The sequence below is a fragment of the Leclercia sp. M50 genome (assembly GCF_037150775.1).
GTDB lineage: Bacteria > Pseudomonadota > Gammaproteobacteria > Enterobacterales > Enterobacteriaceae > Enterobacter.
In genome coordinates this window covers 1-20,482 of sequence record NZ_JBBCPK010000080.1, presented here as the reverse complement: position 1 = coordinate 20,482, position 20,482 = coordinate 1, and the positions used below count along the sequence as shown (strand labels likewise).

At 54.4% G+C, this 20,482-nt stretch carries 18 protein-coding genes; 13 read left to right on the top strand and 5 right to left on the bottom strand.

The features are described 5' to 3' along the window. Nucleotides 1–1,034 (top strand): glucan biosynthesis protein D (locus WFM46_RS17820; RefSeq protein ID WP_336998159.1); only part of this gene is annotated, 1,034 nt, incomplete at its 5' end. Nucleotides 1,035–1,135: 101 nt separating this feature from the next. Continuing rightward, entirely contained in the window at nucleotides 1,136–1,684 is a 549-nt protein-coding gene (gene rimL / locus WFM46_RS17815) for a 50S ribosomal protein L7/L12-serine acetyltransferase (RefSeq protein ID WP_336998158.1), read from the top strand. Here the strand turns inward: rimL and ydcK are convergent. Continuing rightward, entirely contained in the window at nucleotides 1,679–2,659 is a 981-nt protein-coding gene (gene ydcK / locus WFM46_RS17810) for a YdcK family protein (protein ID WP_336998157.1), read from the bottom strand. The genes rimL and ydcK overlap by 6 nt on opposite strands. Nucleotides 2,660–2,782: 123 nt before the next feature. On the opposite strand from ydcK, the gene tehA reads away from it, so the two are divergent. The 5 genes from tehA to WFM46_RS17785 all read left to right on the top strand — a co-directional run bounded on the left by tehA (nucleotide 2,783) and on the right by WFM46_RS17785 (nucleotide 9,079). Next, a complete protein-coding gene (tehA, locus tag WFM46_RS17805) occupies nucleotides 2,783–3,787 on the top strand; it encodes a dicarboxylate transporter/tellurite-resistance protein TehA (protein ID WP_336998156.1) in 1,005 nt (334 codons plus the stop codon). Beyond that, the gene (gene tehB, locus WFM46_RS17800; protein ID WP_336998155.1) at nucleotides 3,784–4,380 is read left to right on the top strand and encodes a tellurite resistance methyltransferase TehB; all 597 of its coding nucleotides are present in this window, start codon (nucleotides 3,784–3,786) and stop codon (nucleotides 4,378–4,380) included. Before tehA ends, tehB begins: the two co-directional genes overlap by 4 nt. 209 nt (nucleotides 4,381–4,589) lie before the next feature. Further along, complete coding sequence (locus WFM46_RS17795) at nucleotides 4,590–6,680, top strand: hypothetical protein (RefSeq protein WP_336998154.1); 2,091 nt, start codon at nucleotides 4,590–4,592, stop codon at nucleotides 6,678–6,680. Beyond that, on the top strand, nucleotides 6,649–8,529 hold the full coding sequence (locus WFM46_RS17790; RefSeq protein ID WP_336998153.1) for a hypothetical protein: 1,881 nt from the start codon (nucleotides 6,649–6,651) through the stop codon (nucleotides 8,527–8,529). The genes WFM46_RS17795 and WFM46_RS17790 overlap by 32 nt, the downstream gene beginning before the upstream one ends. Then, nucleotides 8,516–9,079, top strand: coding sequence for a hypothetical protein (locus WFM46_RS17785; RefSeq protein ID WP_336998152.1), 564 nt, complete (start codon nucleotides 8,516–8,518; stop codon nucleotides 9,077–9,079). Before WFM46_RS17790 ends, WFM46_RS17785 begins: the two co-directional genes overlap by 14 nt. 82 nt (nucleotides 9,080–9,161) lie before the next feature. Here WFM46_RS17785 and pepT read toward each other — a convergent pair whose 3' ends face one another. Then, the gene (gene pepT, locus WFM46_RS17780) at nucleotides 9,162–10,391 is read right to left on the bottom strand and encodes a peptidase T (RefSeq protein WP_103179724.1); all 1,230 of its coding nucleotides are present in this window, start codon (nucleotides 10,389–10,391) and stop codon (nucleotides 9,162–9,164) included. A 115-nt stretch (nucleotides 10,392–10,506) separates the two neighbouring features. Between pepT and WFM46_RS17775 the strand changes: the two genes are divergently transcribed. Beyond that, nucleotides 10,507–12,099: an ABC transporter substrate-binding protein gene (locus WFM46_RS17775; RefSeq protein ID WP_336998151.1), complete on the top strand. Its 1,593-nt coding sequence runs from the start codon at nucleotides 10,507–10,509 to the stop codon at nucleotides 12,097–12,099. A gap of 140 nt (nucleotides 12,100–12,239) precedes the next feature. Next, nucleotides 12,240–12,911: a DUF3313 domain-containing protein gene (locus WFM46_RS17770; protein WP_103179722.1), complete on the top strand. Its 672-nt coding sequence runs from the start codon at nucleotides 12,240–12,242 to the stop codon at nucleotides 12,909–12,911. Nucleotides 12,912–12,946: 35 nt separating this feature from the next. Here WFM46_RS17770 and WFM46_RS17765 read toward each other — a convergent pair whose 3' ends face one another. After that, nucleotides 12,947–13,843: a DMT family transporter gene (locus WFM46_RS17765; RefSeq protein ID WP_336998150.1), complete on the bottom strand. Its 897-nt coding sequence runs from the start codon at nucleotides 13,841–13,843 to the stop codon at nucleotides 12,947–12,949. 185 nt (nucleotides 13,844–14,028) lie between these two features. On the opposite strand from WFM46_RS17765, the gene WFM46_RS17760 reads away from it, so the two are divergent. After that, nucleotides 14,029–14,901, top strand: coding sequence for an AraC family transcriptional regulator (locus WFM46_RS17760; protein ID WP_180209344.1), 873 nt, complete (start codon nucleotides 14,029–14,031; stop codon nucleotides 14,899–14,901). Here WFM46_RS17760 and WFM46_RS17755 read toward each other — a convergent pair. Next, complete coding sequence (locus WFM46_RS17755; RefSeq protein ID WP_336998160.1) at nucleotides 14,881–16,068, bottom strand: benzoate/H(+) symporter BenE family transporter; 1,188 nt, start codon at nucleotides 16,066–16,068, stop codon at nucleotides 14,881–14,883. The genes WFM46_RS17760 and WFM46_RS17755 overlap by 21 nt on opposite strands. 68 nt (nucleotides 16,069–16,136) lie before the next feature. On the opposite strand from WFM46_RS17755, the gene WFM46_RS17750 reads away from it, so the two are divergent. Both WFM46_RS17750 and WFM46_RS17745 read left to right on the top strand, forming a co-directional pair. Next, nucleotides 16,137–16,664: a helix-turn-helix domain-containing protein gene (locus tag WFM46_RS17750; protein ID WP_103179718.1), complete on the top strand. Its 528-nt coding sequence runs from the start codon at nucleotides 16,137–16,139 to the stop codon at nucleotides 16,662–16,664. 80 nt (nucleotides 16,665–16,744) lie between these two features. Then, complete coding sequence (locus tag WFM46_RS17745) at nucleotides 16,745–18,709, top strand: peptidase U32 family protein (protein ID WP_103822065.1); 1,965 nt, start codon at nucleotides 16,745–16,747, stop codon at nucleotides 18,707–18,709. Here WFM46_RS17745 and WFM46_RS17740 read toward each other — a convergent pair whose 3' ends face one another. Further along, the gene (locus WFM46_RS17740; RefSeq protein WP_336998149.1) at nucleotides 18,710–18,940 is read right to left on the bottom strand and encodes a DUF2554 family protein; all 231 of its coding nucleotides are present in this window, start codon (nucleotides 18,938–18,940) and stop codon (nucleotides 18,710–18,712) included. A gap of 739 nt (nucleotides 18,941–19,679) precedes the next feature. Between WFM46_RS17740 and WFM46_RS17735 the strand changes: the two genes are divergently transcribed. Then, nucleotides 19,680–20,141: a hypothetical protein gene (locus WFM46_RS17735; RefSeq protein WP_336998148.1), complete on the top strand. Its 462-nt coding sequence runs from the start codon at nucleotides 19,680–19,682 to the stop codon at nucleotides 20,139–20,141. Nucleotides 20,142–20,482 lie beyond the last annotated feature (341 nt).

The following is a 20,482-nucleotide window of genomic DNA, read 5'->3' as shown; positions in this document are numbered from 1 at the left end:
CCGAGGAGTTCCCGGACTTCACCGCCTTCTGGTTTGAAACCGTTAAACCCGGGGCGACCACCTTCACGGTCTACACCCTGCTCGACAGCCCGAGCATCACCGGGGCCTATAAGTTTGTGATCCACTGCGAGAAGACCCAGGTGATCATGGATGTCGAAAACCATCTCTACGCCCGTGAAGAGATCCAGCAGTTGGGTATTGCCCCGATGACCAGCATGTTCGCCTGCGGCAACAACGAGCGCCGCGTCTGCGACACCATTCATCCGCAGATCCACGACTCCGATCGTCTGGCGATGTGGCGCGGCAACGGCGAATGGGTTTGCCGCCCGCTGAATAACCCGCAAAAGCTGCAATACAACGCCTATACCGACAAAAACCCGAAAGGTTTTGGTCTGCTCCAGCTTGACCGCGACTTCTCCCACTATCAGGACATCATGGGCTGGTACAACAAGCGCCCAAGCCTGTGGGTTGAGCCACGTAACCAGTGGGGCAAAGGCACCGTCGGGCTGATGGAGATCCCGACCACCGGCGAAACCCTGGATAACGTGGTCTGCTTCTGGCAGCCGGAAAAACCGGTGAAGGCGGGGGATAAACTGAACTTCCAGTACCGTCTCTACTGGAGCGCCAGGCCGCCGGTCCGTTCCCCGCTGGCAAACGTGCTGGCCACCCGTACCGGCATGGGCGGCTTCCCGGAAGGCTGGGCCCCTGGCGAGCACTATCCGAAGGTGTGGGCGCGCCGTTTTGCGGTCGATTTTGTCGGCGGCGATCTGAAAGCGGCCGCGCCAAAAGGGATCGAGCCGGTAATCACCCTCTCCAGTGGCGAAGCGAAGCAGATTGAGATCCTCTACGTCGAGCCGTTCGATGGCTATCGCATCCAGTTTGACTGGTACCCGACCAGCGATTCGACCGATACGGTGGATATACGGATGTTCCTGCGCTGTCAGGGCGAAGCGATCAGCGAAACCTGGCTGTATCACTATTTCCCGCCCGCGCCGGATAAACGTCAGTATGTAGACGACCGCGTAATGCGTTAAGCCTTTGCCGGGTGGCGGCTGCGCCTTACCCGGCCTACGAACTGCACCAAACCGTAGGCCGGGCAAGCGCATGCGCCGCCCGGCGTTGCAGAGGAAGCACGATGACCACACCAACTGAAGAGTTCATTCCCGTCAATGCGCATATCGAACTGCGTGCCGCCGACGAGCGTTACACCTCCGAGCTGCATAATCTGGTGATCAAAAACCGGGCGTGGTTACAGGACTACCTTAACTGGCCGCAATATGTCGGCACCGAAGAGGACACCCGCCAGAACATTCAGAGCAACCAGATGCTGCATCAACGTGGTTACGCCAAGATGTTCCTGATTTTTCACGATAATGCGCTGGTGGGGGTGCTGTCGTTTAACGCCATCGAGCCGCTGAATAAAACCGGCTATATCGGCTACTGGCTGGATGAAGCGCATCAGGGGCAGGGTATTTTGTCCCAGGCACTGGAGGCCTTTATCCGCCACTACGCCGGACGCGGAGAGATCCGCCGTTTCGTCATCAAGTGCCGCGTTGACAACGCCGCCAGCAATCAGGTGGCGCTGCGCAACGGCTTTGTGCTGGAAGGGTGTCTGAAAGAGGCGGAATTCCTCAACGGACGCTATGACGACCAGAACATCTATGCCCGGATCTGCACCTCATAATGCACCAATCAGCGGCGTGCGGGTGATATGCTGCGCGCCGTTAATCACCTTCTCACCGCGCAGGTGGATCATCTCGCCTTCCGCCGCCTCAATCACCGCGTCATCGGTAATCTCAATATGATGCTCGATCAGCACTTCCCCGCGAATGCGTGCCCGACCCTGAATCACCACTTTGTCATCTATTAAAATCGGTCCGCCGCGTAGCCAGGCTTCGCCGCCAATCAGCACATGGTGTTTAATCACGCAGTTGCCCTCAACCAGGGCATTTTCCGCCACCTGGGAGCTGTAGCGCAGGGTAGGGATGGCATCCTCCTCCAGCCCCGCGAGCAGGCGCGCGTTGCCGTACACTTTGGCGCAGTCGCATACCCAGACGTTGTTCACTTCGTTGCCTTCGATCAGCGCGTTGTCGAAAATTTCAGCGCGATGCTCAACAAAGGCGTAGCTGACAATGGCGTTGCCGTAGATCTGCGCCTGATGCACTACCCGCGACTGGCTGACCGTGGCCTCGCCAAAAATACGCAGGATCTGCTCATTGTCCGGGGTTAACCCTTTAGCGGCGATCACCATGCTGTTGTGCAGGACGCGGGCATTACCAAAGAGATGGCATTCGCCGCGCACCACCGAAGACTGAACGGTGACGTTGTCACTTAAGCGCGCGCCGTGGCCGATCTCGGCTCCGTCAACCCATGCGTTATCGCCGACAGACGCCTGATGACTAATTACGCATGGCCGGGTAAGGCGCGCGTTACCGCTCACCTGTGCCCCGGCAAAGACCACGCTGTTCTCGTCGTAGATCCAGCAGTCATCCTCCTGCGAGAGCGCCGATTGGTCATCGATCCAGCCCCCCCGGGTGCCGCTTTTCACATCGCTGAAATCACGCGCGGCGATAATCTGGCGTACTTTTACCGCTGTTTTGGTCTCGCCATCCTGCCAGTGGTGCAGACGGCTCTCTTCGCTGAGTTGATATTTATTCATCACTGTGTCCGCAGTTGTCCTCTTTACTAACCGTAGCAAACTTTGGCTTGATCGAAAGAGTGGCATCGGCAAATGAAACTCCTTAAACTAGCATTTCAAATATAATTTATAGCTTAAAAAAAAATGTACAAGACTAAACCCGCTGAACGCGTTCTTAATTTGCCCGCTGGCTACTACGGTATGGTGCTGGGTACGATTGGTATGGGCTTCGCCTGGCGCTATGCCAGCATCATCTGGCCGGTGCCGCACTGGCCGGGGGAGATGCTGGTGTTGCTGGCGATGACGATCTGGCTGCTGTTAACCGTGGCGTTTATCACCCGCGCGGTGCGGTTTCCCGGCAGCGTCCTGGCGGAGATGCGTCATCCGGTAATGAGCAGCTTTGTGAGTCTGTTCCCGGCCACCACCATGCTGGTGGCGATTGGCTTTGTGCCATGGTATCGCCCGCTGGCGCTGGCCCTGTTCAGCGTGGGCGTGGTGGTGCAGTTGAGCTATGCGGCGTGGCAATCCGCCGGGCTGTGGCGCGGCAAACATCCTGAGGAGGCAACCACCCCGGGGCTCTACCTGCCTACGGTGGCCAACAACTTTATCAGCGCGATGGCCTGCGGCGCACTCGGGTTTCACGATGCCGGGCTGGTGTTTCTCGGTGCGGGGGTCTTCTCCTGGCTGAGCCTGGAACCAGTCATCCTGCAACGGCTGCGCAGCGCGGGTGAACTGCCTGCGCCAATGCGCTCATCTCTCGGTATTCAGCTGGCCCCTGCGCTGGTGGCCTGTAGCGCGTGGCTCAGCGTCAACGGCGGCGAGGCGGATACCTTTGCCAAAATGCTGTTCGGCTACGGTCTGTTGCAATTACTCTTTACCCTGCGCCTGATGCCCTGGTATCTGTCGCAGCCCTTTAATGCTTCATTCTGGAGCTTTTCTTTCGGCGTCTCGGCGTTGGCCACCACCGGCTTGCATCTGGGGCAGAGTAGCCCGTCCGGTTTCTTTCACGCCATCGCCATTCCGCTCTTTATTTTTACCAATGCCATCATTGCGCTATTACTGGTGCGTACGTTTATCCTGTTGATGCAGGGGAAACTGTTGGTTCGTGCAGACAAAGCAACGCTTATGCAAGCTGAGGAAAAAGAATGACTGTGTTTGATGAGAACTACTTTACCGAAAAATATGGCCTGACCCGTACCCACTCCGAAGTGCTCTACAGCGCCGGGATTGTTAAGCCGGGCAAGACGCTGGATCTCGGCTGCGGCAACGGGCGAAACAGCCTCTACCTTGCGGCGAACGGCTTTGACGTCACCGCGTGGGATAAAAATCCGATGGGCATCGAGAATATCGAGAGCATCAAGGCGAAAGAGGGGATCACTAACCTGCAGACGGCGGTTCAGGATCTCAACACCCTGCGCTTTGACGGCGAATACGATTTTATTCTCTCCACCGTAGTGATGATGTTCCTGCAGGCGGAAACCATCCCCAATCTTATCGACAACATGCAGCGCTGCACGAAACCCGGCGGCTATAACCTGATTGTGGCCGCAATGGATACTGATGATTATCCGTGTAATGTCGGCTTCCCGTTCGCGTTTAAAACCGGCGAGTTAAGCGACTACTATGCGGGCTGGGAACTGCTGAAATATAACGAGGAGGTGGGCGAGCTGCACCGCACCGACGCCCAGGGGAACCGCATTAAGCTGCGTTTTGCCACGATGCTGGCGCGTAAACCGGATTAAGAAACCTTCGTGTTAATTTCTTACCTTTTCAGATAGAAGAGGTAAGAAATTTTAATTAAATAATGCCCTCATCCTGCCGATAACCCCCTGAGAATCCCAAGCCTTACCTCGTCTTTATTTCCGCCCCTTTCTGAACGGTGACGCCATCTGTCAGTGAAAGTGCATATAGTGGGGATAAAATACCAAAACACGCTTCAGGAAGGTATGTTATGCCGATTAATATCAATCTTTTAAAGAATTTACGTCAAGCTTTGCTTAGCGCATTAACTCTCTCCATCGAGCATGATGAGGAGTATGACCAAATTGAAAAGATTACCGATGTTTTACGTCAGGTTGAATTAACCACCTTATTACATGAACAAGATGTCTATGCGATCGCAGGCATGCAGGGTGCAGGTAAAACCACGTTAGCAAAAGAAATTCTGGGTATTGACGACGACTGGCTTGATGCGAATCCTGGGCGCGGCGAGCAGATGCCTCTTTTTATTGAACAAGTTGATGATAGTAGCGGACATTATCCTGAAATCAGGTATATCTGTCTGAACATGGATACCAAAACGATTGAAGAACGGGACGGCAACGGTAGTGAGGAACTGAAAAGTCTCCTGCGTGACTGGAACAGTATTCGTCGATATGAGCAGAATGGTTATAAGCTGCTTTACCCTATACTTCGTATCAGCAAACAGCACTCTTTTATAAATGAACAGATAACCTGGGCGCTGCTACCTGGCTATGAGCTGACGACCAGTAAAAACCACCGCTGGCAGGAGATGATGCGTCATGTCCTGGTCAATGCCAGAGGCGTGATATTCGTGACCGATCAAAGTCTACTGGCGAACGATAGCAAATCGGGCGTGCTCGAAGATTTACAGGAAAATTTTAGCGAACGAGGGCCGGTTGTTGTCGTCACCAAAACAGAGATGCTGAACGAAGAAGAGATAAAAGAGCTTAAAAATAGCGCCACTGCCCGTTTTTTCCCAAAGACCTCAATGACAGCTGAGAGCGTAGTTGCAACAGGGCTGGGTAATCGCGAGGCCTGGATTAAAGATCTTGAAATTACCGTCAGTAAACATCTTACCAGCAGCGCAGCAAGTGATGCGATGGCGCTGGATAAGATCATGGGGCTTATACGTGAAGACGTCACGGACATCATTACCGGCTTGAGAATGCTGGCTGATACCCAGCAGGACGAACAAACATTTATTGATGAACTACTGGAAAAATTCGACAAATCTACCGCTTCCTATGAGCATGCGCTACGTAGGGCGTTAAAAGTACATACGAAAAAGCACTATGATAATGCTCTTAAAAAATGCGAAGAGAATTATCGCGAAGAGGAAGAGGGGTGGAAAAATAATGTTGAGCAATTGGGTCAGCGCATATTGCTACGCGGCATTGACATAGACAGAAAACGCCGTAACCGTGTACTGGATGCTTGGAATAACTGTTACGAACAGAAAGAGATTTACGATCATAATTTCAATGCATTAACAGAAGTGAACACCCAAAAATTGCGTTCGAAAGGGTTATTGCCCAAAGAAACGCCAGCGCTGGCTATTGAGACAGTGGCAGGAAAGATGGGCTATCAATGTCAAGGCGATGAAAATCCACCTTTTGACACCGATGAAGCTAAAGAATTGATGAAAGACATCTCATGTTTGTTGTACAAACCAGCAAGCATGGATGCCATCCCCGATTTTAAAGCGCTGACAACCGTCTTGGAGATCCTACCTGCGCTGGTACTGGAACGCACTCGCTTTACGCTGGTTACACGGCACGACACTCTCTGTTCAACGCAACTTGCCGAGGAGATCCAGCCGAAACAGATCTTCGACACACTTTTCTCCAGCAGCGAACAGTACCACCCTATTAAAACAGCCATGGTTGCGTTACTGGGCGCCGATGCATCGGATGGGACACTAGATGGCAAACACACTTCTGATAGCGGCGGTGGCTTAACGCCACTGGCTCTTGTGGGTAAAGCGGCGCTGGTTGCCAGTCTCGCCTACGGCCTTTATCAACTTACCGGTATTATCCGCGACAGTGATAAAGCTCAAATTTACTACATTCGTCGATTGATGGATGAACTAGCTTTATATAACGAACAGGCAATTATCGATAACTTCCAGATGTTAATGGAGTATCTGCGTCTGCATATTGAGAACAACCTGAAGCAAATTTACGGAGCCAAGGATACTCTTTCCAGCCGTAGTGGTCTGCTGCTTGCCGTTAAGCGCCTGAGTGCTGTTCAAAAGGAAGCGAAGCTGTATGAAAGTCACTTCAGACAAATCCTGGCCTGACTTTATTCAGGATCGATATCGCTGGGCGGAGCAGAGTTATGCGTCCTTTCTGAAGAAGTTCGACGCACAAAGACTGATTCAGACGACAGATAACGCTTCAGGTTCGGTGTCGGTAATTGTTTACGGCCCATCGCAGGTAGGCAAAACGTCACTGATTCTGACATTACTGGGTATTCGCGATGCCTGCTTTAACGAGGTAAATACATTGCTCAGAGGAGGGCAGCAGCTCGGCACTATGTCTACTGCCCGTACCTATCGCTATCGGATGGCGAAAGATGATAGTTGGTATTTTAGCCATCACGACGATGGAAAAACTGCTTTTAATGATGAGCAGGCGGTAACGATCTTTGCCGCCTTTCGTCAGGAAGTTGAGGATGGAAGCCGCGTATATGACAGCGTGGATGTGTTAATGCCGCGTCGATTTTTTGACACAGAACGGCAAAATGGAACGCAACTGCTGATTCGCGATCTTCCCGGCACGCATTCCACCAATGAGAATGAACGTTATTATGTGAACGTACTTGCCAGCCGCTATCTGACCTCGGCTGACGTCATATTGCTAACCGGCAAAGTTGACGGATTATCCTTTCTTAAGCCAGAGGCTCTGGAGAACAACCTGTTAGCAGACTGGCACTGGCAGCGACACCGTTACAAAATCGTGCTTACTCGCGCCTATTCTGACGGCACGTTGCAGCGGCTGATTAAAACGTCAGAGGTAAATAAAGCAGCATTACAGCGTTTTTTACTTCAGCAGATCAATACGCTGGAATTGAGATTGCCGGAGAGCATAAGCGAGCTTATTTATCCCGTTGAGTGCGGTCATACCTGGCTCGCGATCAACGCAGGCGAAGACGATTATGCCAGACGTTGCCAGATGATACGTAGCGAAGTCCTGACAGATTTACTTGCCTCGTTGAAGCAGGCAGCCAACCCGCTAGCGCGTTTGCGCACGGGATATGCATTGCCAAAGATCATCGAACAGCAGATGAACATGGAGCAGGACCTTTTTGACACCGAATTGTCTTACCTGCAAAGGCAACATTCAAAACTGGGTCTGGCAGTAAAAAAATACATAGAACGAATTATTAATAATAATCGTAAAACGCAGCGTATTTATACTGCGCTGTCCGGGCTGGAACATGCTGTCGAACCTGATGTAGCGGTTCTCCCTCACCTCGATCTCGCTTTCGCTAAAAAAAGCGGAAATCCGCTGAATGAACTGAAAAATTGCATCTATGACTCACAACGGAAATTGTCTGATTACTGGAATAAATGCCTTCTTGACCATCAACTTCCGGTAGAAAATCTGCCAGAGCTGATAAATCTGGATACAGAGCGCGAGAGGCTTAAAAAGTACTGGTTTGACAGATATGTTTTTTCAAAAAATCTTCAGCAAGACTTGAATAAAGTCAATCTGGCCTCAAGGCAGGATGCAAACCGGCTCGCAGCTTTCATTTCCCTACGCCTCAGGCAAAAACGTAAGGATGAAGTATCCGTTCTTAAACAACATGTGCGCCGCAGTGTTTGGAAAGCCGCAAGGCTGAAACGTATCCTCAAACATCTATGTCAAAAAAAAGGCGCGGTGGGAGAGAGAATAAACCGGCTCCAGGAGGATCACCGGAAGGCGGTTAATCTCTATGCCCAGCGGCATCATGAGAGTCGTAATTTCCTCAACGTAATATTGGCTGCCAAAAGCCAGCGGGCACAGGAAATTGAAAACCATGTTCGCGATCCGGCGATTACAGCCAGCGAGCGCCTCGCGTGGCTACTGATGTATAAGGTACTGAATAACGATTTTGCCTTTGTTAAATCTTTAAAGGAAGAGAACGTTCACCTTGAAAAACTGTAATGTTGAGCTGGAAACAATAAACGAAGATAGGCTGCTAGATCAGCTTGTTCAAGATCTGTTTTTAAACGCCTTGCGCCTTGAACTTAATAAACAAAACGCATGCATTGAACATAACAGCGAGTCGCTCTTCAGTCTCGACAAGACCTTCATTAAAAACAACGCGAAAATTGTCTCTTCCATCGAGACAGTTACGGATAAGCTTAGTACGCAAGCCTACGAATTGGAGCTTATAAAAGAGGATACCGAATCACAGCATCAGGCTGTACTGGAGAGCATCCATAAAAGCCGGAACGGGTCGGAAGGGCGGCACGATATATTGCAAAGGCTGCTGGTTGAAAACCAGCGTCAGAATGTAGAGGCGCAGCAGGCTCATGCGCAGGAACTTTCGGATATGCGCAACATGTTATTGGCGCAAAACGAAGCGCTGAAATATCAACTGGCTGCAGAAATACAAAAAAACCGCCGCCTTTGCTTATGGGGCTTGGGTTTTGCGCTCCTTAATGTCGCGTTGTTGGCAGGAGGGGGCATTTTGTGGAAGGTCATTGTTTGATAATATTTTCTCCGCTTAAGAGGGAAGCAATAGGCTAAAGTAACGGGAGACACCTCGGTCTCCCGTTGCGTTTAATCTCGTATTAACGCGCCGCCAGCAGACAGAGCTGCAACGCCGTGTTGTACGACGCCTCGAACGATTTCAACGGTAAAAACTCAAACTTCGAGTGGAAGTTATGGGCGCCGGTGAAGAAGTTTGGCGTCAACAGCCCCTTCGCCGAGAGCGCTGCACCGTCGGTGCCGCCGCGCATTGGGGTCGGTTTTGGCGTGATGCCTAAACTTTCCATCGCCTCGAACATCAGGTCGATTGCCCGGCGATCGTCTCCTACCGCATTGCTGATGTTGCTGTAGGTATCTTCGATATGCCAGCTTACCTGCGCGGTGGGGTGTTGAGCCGCAATCTTCTCCGCCACTTCGCCAATTTGCGCCTTACGGGCGGCAAAACTCTCACGGTCGAAATCACGAATGCTCGCCTTCAGCAGCGCCTCGTTCTGTCCGGCCTGAATGCCGTTAAACCAGATATAACCTTCCCGGCCCTCGGTATGCTCCGGCGTTTGCAGGCGATCGAAATGGTTGATGTAGTCGGTTGCCATCAGCAGCGGGTTCACCAGCACGCCCTTCGCCGACATGGGGTGCGCCGTCACGCCGGTAAAGCGAATCTCCGCTGCCGCCGCGTTGAAGTTCTCGTAAACAATCTCCCCTAGCTCGCAGCAGTCGATGGTCCAGGCGAAATCGACATCAAAACGGGCCAGATCCAGCGCTTTCGCCCCGCACAGGCCAATCTCTTCGTCCGGCACAAAGGCCACCACGATATCGCCATGCTTATGCTCAGCGGTAAGGTTTTCCAGCAGCGTCATCACCACCGTCACCGCCGATTTGTTGTCGGCGCCCAGTACGCTGGTGCCGTCGCTGAAAATGATCTCTTCATTGGGGTAAGCGAGGATTTCAGGATGTTCGCTGACCCGCAGCCAGATATCTTTTTCTGCATTCAGGCAGAGATCATCTCCGGTAAAGGTGAGGATCTGTGGATGAATATCCGGTGACAAACCGACGTCCACGGTATCGATATGGGTGATAAAACCGATTCGCGGCGCGCCGGGTACATTGCCCTTTTTTACCGCGGTGACGGTGGCAAATTCGTCGATCACGATCTCCGACAAACCCAGCGTTTGCAGCTCTGCGGCCAGCATCCGTGCCATCTCATGCTGGCCGGGTGTGGAGGGCAGGGTTTTCACCTTTGGGTCGCTCTGGCTGGTGACAGCCAGGTAGCGAAAGAAGCGTTGGGTTAATTGTCTGGCGAGCGCAGAAGCCATGGTGGATCCTTCTTTATTTGAGTTATCAGGTGTTTGCGAAATCACTTTAATGATATTTATGGTTTGGCACGACAAAAAATTCATTAGCCGTCAAATTAAAAGACAGGAAAACGCGATGAAAAGCAACCTCACAAAACTGGCGCTAACCGTCGCCGCGCTGACGGTCAGTTCCACCGTTGCCGCTAAAACGCTGGTCTATTGTTCCGAAGGATCGCCTGAGAACTTTAACCCGCAACTCTATACCTCCGGCACCAGCGTGGATGCCAGCGCGGTGCCGGTCTATAACCGGCTGGTGGATTTTACGCCGGGCACTACCGATCTGGTGCCAAGCCTGGCCGAAAGCTGGGAAGTGAGCGAAGACGGCAAGGTCTACACCTTCCATCTGCGCAAGGGGGTGAAGTTCCAGAGCAACAAGCTGTTCACCCCAACGCGAGACTTTAACGCCGATGATGTGATCTTCTCGTTTATGCGACAGAAAGATCCGAAGCATCCTTATCACAACGTCTCTAACGGTAACTATTCGAATTTCGAAAGCCTGGAGTTTGGCAAGCTGATTACCGCCATTGATAAAGTGGACGATCACACGGTGCGCTTTACCCTGGCGCATCCGGAAGCGCCGTTTGTCGCGGACTTAGCGTGGTACTTCGCCTCGATCCTCTCCGCCGAGTATGCGGATGCGATGATGAAAGCCGGCACGCCAGAGAAGGTGGATATGGAGCCGATTGGCACCGGGCCGTTTAAGCTGGCGAAATACCAGAAAGACTCGCGCATTCTGTTCACCGCCTTCCCGGAGTACTGGCAGGGTAAAGCAAAACTGGATCGTCTGGTGTTCACTATCGTCCCGGACGCTTCGGTGCGTTTCGCCAAGCTGGAGAAAAACGAGTGTCAGGTGATGCCGTTCCCGAACCCCGCCGACCTGCCGCGGATGAAGGCCAACAAAGATCTTAACCTGATGAGCAAGGCCGGGCTGAATACCGGCTTCCTGTCGTTTAACACCCAGAAACCGCCGCTGGATAATGTCAAAGTGCGCCAGGCGCTGGCGATGGCGATTAACAAACCGGCTATTATCGAGGCCGTCTTCCAGGGGACCGGAACGGCGGCTAAAAACCTGCTGCCGCCGGGCGTCTGGAGCGCGGACAGCGAGTTGAAGGACTACGATTACGATCCTGAAAAGGCCAAAGCCCTGCTGAAAGAGGCCGGCTTTGCCAACGGGATGACCATTGACCTGTGGGCGATGCCGGTGCAGCGTCCGTACAACCCCAATGCCAAACGGATGGCCGAGATGATTCAGGCCGACTGGGCAAAAGTTGGTGTGCAGACCAAAGTCGTCACCTACGAGTGGGGGGAATACCTCAAGCGGGTGAAGGGGGGCGAGCATCAGGCGGCCCTGATGGGCTGGACCACGGCCACGGGCGACCCGGATAACTTCTTTGGTCCGCTCTTTACCTGTACCTCGGCCAACGGCGGTTCTAATTCCGCGAAATGGTGCTATCCACCATTTGATAAAATTATTGCTGAAGCTAAATCTATTAACGATCACGATAAACGGGTGGCGTTATATAAACAGGCGCAACAAATGATGCACGATCAAATGCCTGCGGTAATGATTGCGCACTCCACTATTTTCGAACCCGTCCGTAAAGAGGTGACTGGCTATGAAATAGACCCGTTCGGTAAACATTTATTCTGGCAAGTGGATATTAAATAATCATTTAATGCTGCCCGTTATCGTTACGGGCACTCTTTTTTCAATTTGTGCTGTTTTCCTCATTTTTTGTCACTTTTTTTCCGGCTAACTTTTGCTATAACTTCAATTGCATATTTGCACTTCACAGGGATACACCCATTATGCGTACTACTACTTTATTTAAAGTTGCCGCGCTCTCCGGCCTGTTGCTTCTCGCTGGCTGTGCGTCAAAAGTGGCGGAGCCTGATCAATATTCAGGTTTTTTAAAAGACTACTCAGGGCTTAAAGAAACGACTTCCGCATCGGGCAAACCAACGCTGCGCTGGGTCGATCCGTCTTATGACGAATCGAAATATGACAGCATTATCTGGAACAATATTACCTACTATCCGGAGCCAAGACCGACCACCCAAATCGGTAAGCGCACCCTGGATGAATTGTTAGCTTATACCAACACCAAAATGAAGACCGCTATCGGCCAGCGCAAACCTGTTGTTGCGTCGCCTGGTAAGCACAGCCTGATTTTCCGCGGTGCCATCACGGGCGTCAGCTCGCAGAAAGAAGGTCTGCAGTTCTATGAAGTGGTTCCTGTTGCGCTGGTCGTGGCAGGTACGCAGATGGCAACCGGCCACCGAACCATGGATACCCATCTCTACTTTGAAGGCGAGCTGATTGACGCCCAGACCAACAAGCCGGTGATTAAAGTGGTGCGTAAAGGGGAAGGTAAAGAGCTGAGCAACGAAAGTACGCCAATGACCTTCGCAACCCTGAAGCAGGTTGTGGATGACATGGCGACCGATGCCACCATGTTTGATGTGCATAAAACCCAATAATATCAGGCCGGCCTGCCGCGAGCAGGCCGGTTTTGTTACGCCGTTCGTAGCCGTCGGAACCAGCTCTCCGGGCGGGCAAACATCACCAGATTCCCCGTTAAGATCAGCAGCAGCCCCGCAATCCCGTTGCTGTGCCAGACATAGCCTTCATACACCGTAGAAAATGAGAGCGCCACCAGCGGAAACAGCAGGGTGCTGTAAGCCGCCTTTCCTGCGCCAATTCTTCCTACCAGCGTGAAGTAGGCGCCAAAGGCAATCACCGAGCCAAAGAGCGCCAGATAGAGCAGCGCACCCATGTAGCTTACCGACCAGACCGGCGTAAAGTCATCCCCGCGGATCAGCGCAATCGCCCCCATCACCAGCGTACCGTACAGCATCGCCCAGGCGTTGGTGGTCATGGTCTCCAGACCGTTGCGCTGGTGGCGCAGGCTGATCATATTGCCCAGCGAAAAACCGTAGGTGCCCAGCGCCGAGAGGGCAATGCCAAACAGCAGACCGGCACTCCAGCCACTGGCCAGCAGGTCGTTCCAGAAGAGTGTGATGATGCCGAGCAGCCCCAGCGCCGCCGCCAGATAAAAACGCGCGGGCGGGCGTTGCCCAAAAAAGAGAAAGCTGTTCAGGGCGTTATAGAGCACCGCCATGGAGAAAATCACCGACTCCAGCCCGGTATTGATATACGCCGCCGCGGTGTAAAAACACCAGAAATTAAAGCAAAAGACGCAGCATCCCTGCAGGCCGCAAAACAGATGGTCGCGCAAGGCCAGCGGACGCAGGCGGCGCAGAATCAGCAGCACCGCCATGATGGTGGCGGTGGCGACGGCAAAGCGCCAGAAAATAGAGACCGGCGCGGGGACCGGCCCCTGTTGTAGATAGATGGCAATCCAGGTGGTTCCCCAGATAATGACGACCAGAGCGTACAAAAATGCGTTCATCCTATTTCTCTTTTCAGCAAAGTCTGGGGTCAGTATGGCGGCAGGGAAACGGGTCTTCTTTCACAGGCTTGCGGTGGACTTGCATAATCTTGCGCTTTTTTCCTGACCCGCGCGGAAGAGGACTGGCACTGAGGCGAAGAACTTTTTAGACTTGTTAACTCTTATTAACAACCGGGTGAGTGGTTATGGCTGAGACCTACGGTGCCTTTGAAAATCTGCGCAAACATAAAGCGGTATTGCATAATGCCGTGGCGCTGAATTCAGGGATCCAGCTGGCGGCCTGGTCGAATAAGCGCGACACCATCACCCAGTATTGCGATCACCATACGCTCAGTCTCTATATCGCCGACGGCTACGAGAGCTATCACAAAACCACCGCCGGCTGGAAAAATGGCGGCGGTCCGGACCGTTTCTGCCTGATGCCCAAAGAGAGCGAGTCCACCTGGGATATTCGCGACGATCTGTCGTTTGTGCATCTCTACTGTACCGATGACCACCTGCGTAACGTCGGGGAGCAGGTGTGGGACAAAAGCCCCTACAGCTTTACCCTGGACGAAAATCTGTTTGGTGACGATGCCAGCATCACCGCCCTGTATCGCCATTTTATCCTTGGCTGCGACTGGCAGCAGTCTGCCAACCAGCTCACGCTGAGTACCGCCTCCACACTGCTGCTGACCCATCTGGTGCAGCATTACAGTAACGTGCAGTGGGCGTTGCCAACGGTCACGGGCGGCCTGTCGCCGTTCGTCCTGCGTAATGTGCTGGCCTTTATCGAAGAGAATCTGGCCCAGCCGCTGACCCTGGCGGAACTGGCCGCCCAGGCCAGCTTAAGCGAGTTTCATTTTGCCCGCATGTTCCGTCAGTCGATGCAGATGGCGCCGCACCAGTATGTGATGCAGCGGCGGATGGAGAAGGCCAAAACCCTGGTGCGGACCACCCGCCAGCCGCTCACCGACATTGCGCTAGCCTGCGGATTCAGCTCCGCCAGCCATTTCAGCAACCGCTTTCGCGCCGCCACCGGGCTTACGCCGTCCCAGCTACGAGCGGCGAGTGCGTAGCAGCAGGGCGTAGCAGACGCCGCCCGCCACCAGCCCCCAGAACGCCGAGCCTATCCCCGCAAGGGTTGCGCCGCTGGCGGTCAGCAGAAAGGTCACGATGGCGGCATCGCGCTCGGCCTCATTATGCAGCGCCTGATGCAGACTGCCGCTGATGGTGCCCAGCAGCGCCAGACCTGCCAGCGTCTGGATCCAGCTTAGCGGCAGAGCCGCCATCAGTCCGCTAATTGAGCCGCCAAAAATGCCGGCCAGCAGGTAAAAGACTCCCGCCGCAGCCGCAGCCAGCCAGCGTTTACCGGCATCCGGGTGCGCATCCGGGCTCTGACAGATGGCGGCGGTGATCGCCGCAATGCAAATGGAGTAGACGCCAAACGGCGACAGCAGCAGCGCCAGCCCGCCGGTGACAATGATGAGCGGCGAGACGGCCACCGGATAGCCGGAGGCTTTCATCGTGGCGAACCCCGGCGCATTCTGTGACGCCATGGTGACTAAAAAGAAGGGCAGGCCGATGCTGATAAGCGTGGTGAGATTGAAGGTGGGGGCGATAAATTCCGGCATCACCAGCGCGAAAGTGAGCCTGTCCGTGACAACGTCACCTTTCAGCGCCGCGACTAATCCGCCCACCAGCAGGGTGGCGACGATGGCATAGCGTGGGGCGAAGGCTTTGGTCAGCAGCCAGGCCAGCAGCATACTGCCACATAACAGCAGATGCCCCTCCAGATTGCTGAAGGCCTGTAGCCCAAAGCGCAGCAGCACCCCGGCAAGCATCGCCGCCGCCAGTGAATGGGGGATGATCTTCATCAGTCGGGCAAACAGGCCGCTGACGCCACAGATAACGATCAAGGCATTGGCAAAAATAAAGATGCCGATGGTTTCTGAAAGCGTTACCCCGTGCAGGCTGGTCGCCAGCAGGGCGGCACCCGGAGTCGACCAGGCGGTGAGCACCGGCGCTTTATACCACCACGACAGCCCCAGCGTGCTGATCCCCATCCCCAGACCCAGGGCGGTCATCCAGCCTGCAATCTGCGGGGCCGTTGCGCCTGCCGCTGCCGACGCTTGCCAGATAATAGCGGCAGAGCTGGCGTAGCCCACCAGTACGGCAACGAAACCGGATAAGAGGGTTGGAAAGGTAAGCGAGGATGCGCGCATGAGAACTCCGTTGTGCGTTATAACAGCCGTGAATGTAGCACTGTGCGTTATAGCATACAAGTGGTACACTCGCGGCAAGAGGAGGGGCTATGGACATTACGCAACATCTTGCAATTACGCTGAAAACGCTGCGCCAGGCGCGCGGCTGGAGCCTGTCGAAGCTGGCTGAAGAGACCGGGGTGTCAAAAGCAATGCTCGGCCAGGTCGAGCGGAACGAATCCAGCCCGACGGTCTCGACGCTGTGGAAAATCGCTACCGGACTCAACGTGCCGTTCTCCACCTTTATCACCCCCGAAGCGGAAAACCCGCCGGTATTCGATCCCCAGCAGCAGGCGATGGTGGTGAAACCGCTCTTTCCCTGGGATGAGGCGCTGAAATACGATCATTTCTCGATTACCCTCGCGCCGGGCGCCCTCAGTGAATCCACCCCGCACGAGGCCGGGGTTATTGAGCATGTGGTAGTAATAAGCGGTGAGCTGGAGATGCAGATCGACGGCGTCTGGCAGACGCTTTTGCCTGATACCGGCCTGCGTTTTGCCGGGGATAAACCGCACGCCTACCGCAACAGCAGCGGCCAGACGGTGCACTTTCACTCACTCATCCATTATCCCCGATAAAGACACGCAAAACTGTTTCACTGGCCCATACTTCTGACTACAATAGCCGCCATTTTGACCATAACGGATAACGACGAAGTATGCGCCTGCCATCCCATCATCTTGAACTTTTAAGCCCGGCTCGTGACGCCGCCATTGCCCGTGAAGCGATCCTTCACGGTGCCGATGCGGTCTATATCGGCGGCCCTGGTTTTGGCGCCCGCCATAATGCCAGCAACAGCCTGCGTGATATCGCCGACCTGGTGCCGTTCGCCCACCGTTTTGGGGCGAAAGTGTTCGTGACCCTGAACACCATTCTTCATGATGATGAACTGGAACCGGCGCAGCGTCTGATTACCGATCTGTATCAGACCGGCGTCGATGCGCTGATCGTCCAGGATATGGGTGTCCTTGAGATGGATATCCCGCCGATTGAGCTGCACGCCAGTACCCAGTGCGATATCCGCACCGTGGAAAAAGCGAAGTTCCTCTCGGATGCCGGTTTCACCCAGATCGTGCTGGCCCGTGAACTGAACCTCAACCAGATCCGCGATATCCACCAGGCGACCGATGCCACCATCGAGTTCTTTATCCACGGCGCACTGTGCGTGGCCTACTCCGGGCAGTGCAACATCTCCCACGCCCAGACCGGGCGCAGCGCCAACCGCGGCGACTGCTCCCAGGCGTGTCGTCTCCCCTATACCCTGAAAGACGATCAGGGCCGGGTGGTGGCTTTTGAAAAACACCTTCTGTCGATGAAAGACAACGACCAGACCGCTAACCTGGGCGCGCTGATCGACGCGGGCGTGCGCTCCTTCAAGATTGAAGGGCGTTACAAGGACATGAGCTATGTGAAGAACATCACCGCCCATTACCGCCAGATGCTCGATGCCATTATTGAAGATCGCGGCGATCTGGCCCGCAGCTCCGCCGGACGTACCGAGCACTTCTTTATTCCGTCTACCGACAAGACCTTCCATCGCGGCAGTACCGACTACTTTGTGAATGCGCGCAAAGGGGATATCGGCGCGTTCGACTCGCCGAAATTTATCGGCCTGCCGGTGGGTGAAGTGCTGAAGGTCTCCAGAGAGCATCTGGATGTGGAAGTGACCGAACCGCTGGCGAATGGCGATGGCCTGAACGTGATGATCAAACGTGAAGTGGTCGGTTTTCGCGCCAACACGGTGGAGAAAACCGGTGAAAATCGCTACCGCGTCTGGCCAAACGAAATGCCTGCCGACCTGCATAAAGTGCGGCCGCATACCCCTCTGAACCGTAACCTGGACCATAACTGGCAGCAGGCGCTGCTGAAAACCTCCAGCGAGCGCCGCGTTGCGGTGGACATCGAGCTGGGCGGCTGGGAAGAGCAGCTGATCCTGACCATGACCAGCGAAGACGGTACCAGCGTCACCCATACCCTGGACGGGCAGTTTGAGGTGGCGAACAACGCCGAAAAAGCGCTGAATAACCTGAAGGATGGCGTCGCTAAGTTGGGTCAGACTATCTATTACGCCCGGGATATTCAGGTCAACCTGCCTGGCGCGCTCTTTGTGCCGAACAGCCTGTTGAACCAGTTCCGTCGTGAAACGGCCGAGATGCTGGACGCCGCGCGCCTGGCCAACTACCCGCGTGGCAGCCGCAAAGCGGTCTCTGTACCGCCGCCGGTCTACCCGGAAACGCATCTCTCATTCCTGGCGAACGTCTACAACCACAAGGCGCGGGCGTTCTATCAGCGCTATGGCGTGGAACTCATTGATGCTGCGTATGAAGCCCACGAAGAGAAGGGCGACGTACCGGTGATGATCACCAAGCACTGCCTGCGCTTCGCCTTCAACCTCTGTCCAAAACAGGCCAAAGGCAATATCAAGAGCTGGAAGGCGACGCCGATGCAGCTGGTGAATGGTGATGAGGTGTTAACCCTGAAATTTGACTGCCGTCCATGCGAGATGCACGTCATCGGCAAGATGAAAAATCACATCCTTAAAATGCCTCAGCCGGGCAGCGTGGTGGCTTCCGTCAGCCCTGACGATCTGCTCAAAACGCTGCCGAAGCGTAAAGGCGCGTAATTAACGAAAATGTGTATCCGGTTTGCGCGACTTCTGCCAGTGGTGATGTTCGCGCAAGCCGTCTGCCGACTCTTCTGCCACCACCCGTAACTCATCGCTGTCCGTCTCGTGGCGCAGCTGCTGCTCGACGTTCTTCACCCAAAAAAATTCATGTCCTTTATGGCTGGCCATCAGTTGGCCGGAGAAAAGGGCGCAGGTGAGCATTATTGTTGATAACGTTTTTTTAAACATCTTGCCACCGGTTGATTACGTTTACGCAGTATGATGCCGATAGTTTCGTGAGGTTATTATTCGGGTTTTTAAAGGCGGGAAAGGATTTGTTGGGATTTGTAGGGATGGGGAAGGTGGGATATGCGGCGGTTGAGGGAGTTCTGTTCACCTTGCGTTCCTTGCTTCTCTGCAAACCACGTCACCCATGAACGTGTTAAGGGGGCTATCGCCGCCCCCTTAACAATCCCGGCTCCCGGCAAGAAAATCGCCGCTTCGCGGTGCCCTCAGCTTATTCCCTCCGGCTATCGGGTCGGGGGCGATCCTACATCCCTGTAGGTCGCCCCCTCTCGGCGCGTCCCTGCGCCTCGCCCCGGCCTGCGGTCAACGCCTCAGCGATTTTCAGCCGCACACGGGCGTCGCTGTGAGTCATTTATTCTCATCAAATTTCATTGTTGCTTTGATTTTTTGCGAGGCGGCTTCTGAGAATGGTTTTTGCTGGTTGTCGCTTTAATACCCTCTCGGTATCTTCCTGTTGCGCCTGCAAAATCAGGCGTCGGGATTGGAACCCTGCCTGACTTTATCGATGACATAAGAGGCCTTATGTCGTACGCTCTGCTGCACTTCAATGGTGGGCTGGCGGGGGCATCGTAAGATGCGCCGGTATCCGATAAAGCCGGTAGTTCCAACCTCGCTCAGTCCACCGCCATGAGATTGGAACCTCTGACGGTGGGTTTAAAACACTTTATCGGAGGCTGCCACTATGGCTACAACCCCAACCCAGACTCACCCATTATTTACCGTACCGTTCTCACATAACACCGATTTCACCGTACTGGCGAACCACTGCGAGCGTTTTGCTTATACCCTGCTGGAAACCGACGAACCCGCTGAAAAGCTGGCGCTGTGCGCCCGTCTTTGTGCCTGTCTCGCGCTGTTGCAACCCACGCTCAGCGAGCCCATCCCGGCGCACCTGGTGGAACATTTCACCCTTAACGATCTGCCTTCCCGTCTGCCCGCATTCGAGCCGGAAAGCGACCAGCTGGGCATCTATTGCCAGACCGTCACGCAGCTTTTAATCAGCAATGTCCTGCCGCCGGAGATGGCGCGCGTGATGGAAGGGCTGCTGTATGACCTGGTAAGTTTTTACGCCGACACGCTCAACGCCCCACGCTGGCTGCAAACGCCGGACGGGCGGGTGGCGTTTGATGCGTTAATCGATTGAGTTTGTAGGCCGGGCAAACGCAGTGCCGCCCGGCGCAACAATGCCGGGTGGCGGCTTCGCCTTACCCGGCCTACAAAACCAAAATAATAAAAACCAGCGATGAAGAAATAAAAAAAACAACGGGCTTACAGCGGCTCCCTGGTCCGGCTGAAAATCGCCGAAGCGTTGACCGCAGGCCGGGGCGAGGCGCAGGGATGAGCCGAGAGGGGGCGACCTACAGGGATGTAGGATCGCCCCCGACCCGATAGCCGGACGGAATAAGCTGAGGGCACCGCGAAGCGGCGATTTTCTTGCCGGGAGCCGGGATTGTTAAGGGGGCGGCGATAGCCCCCTTAACACGT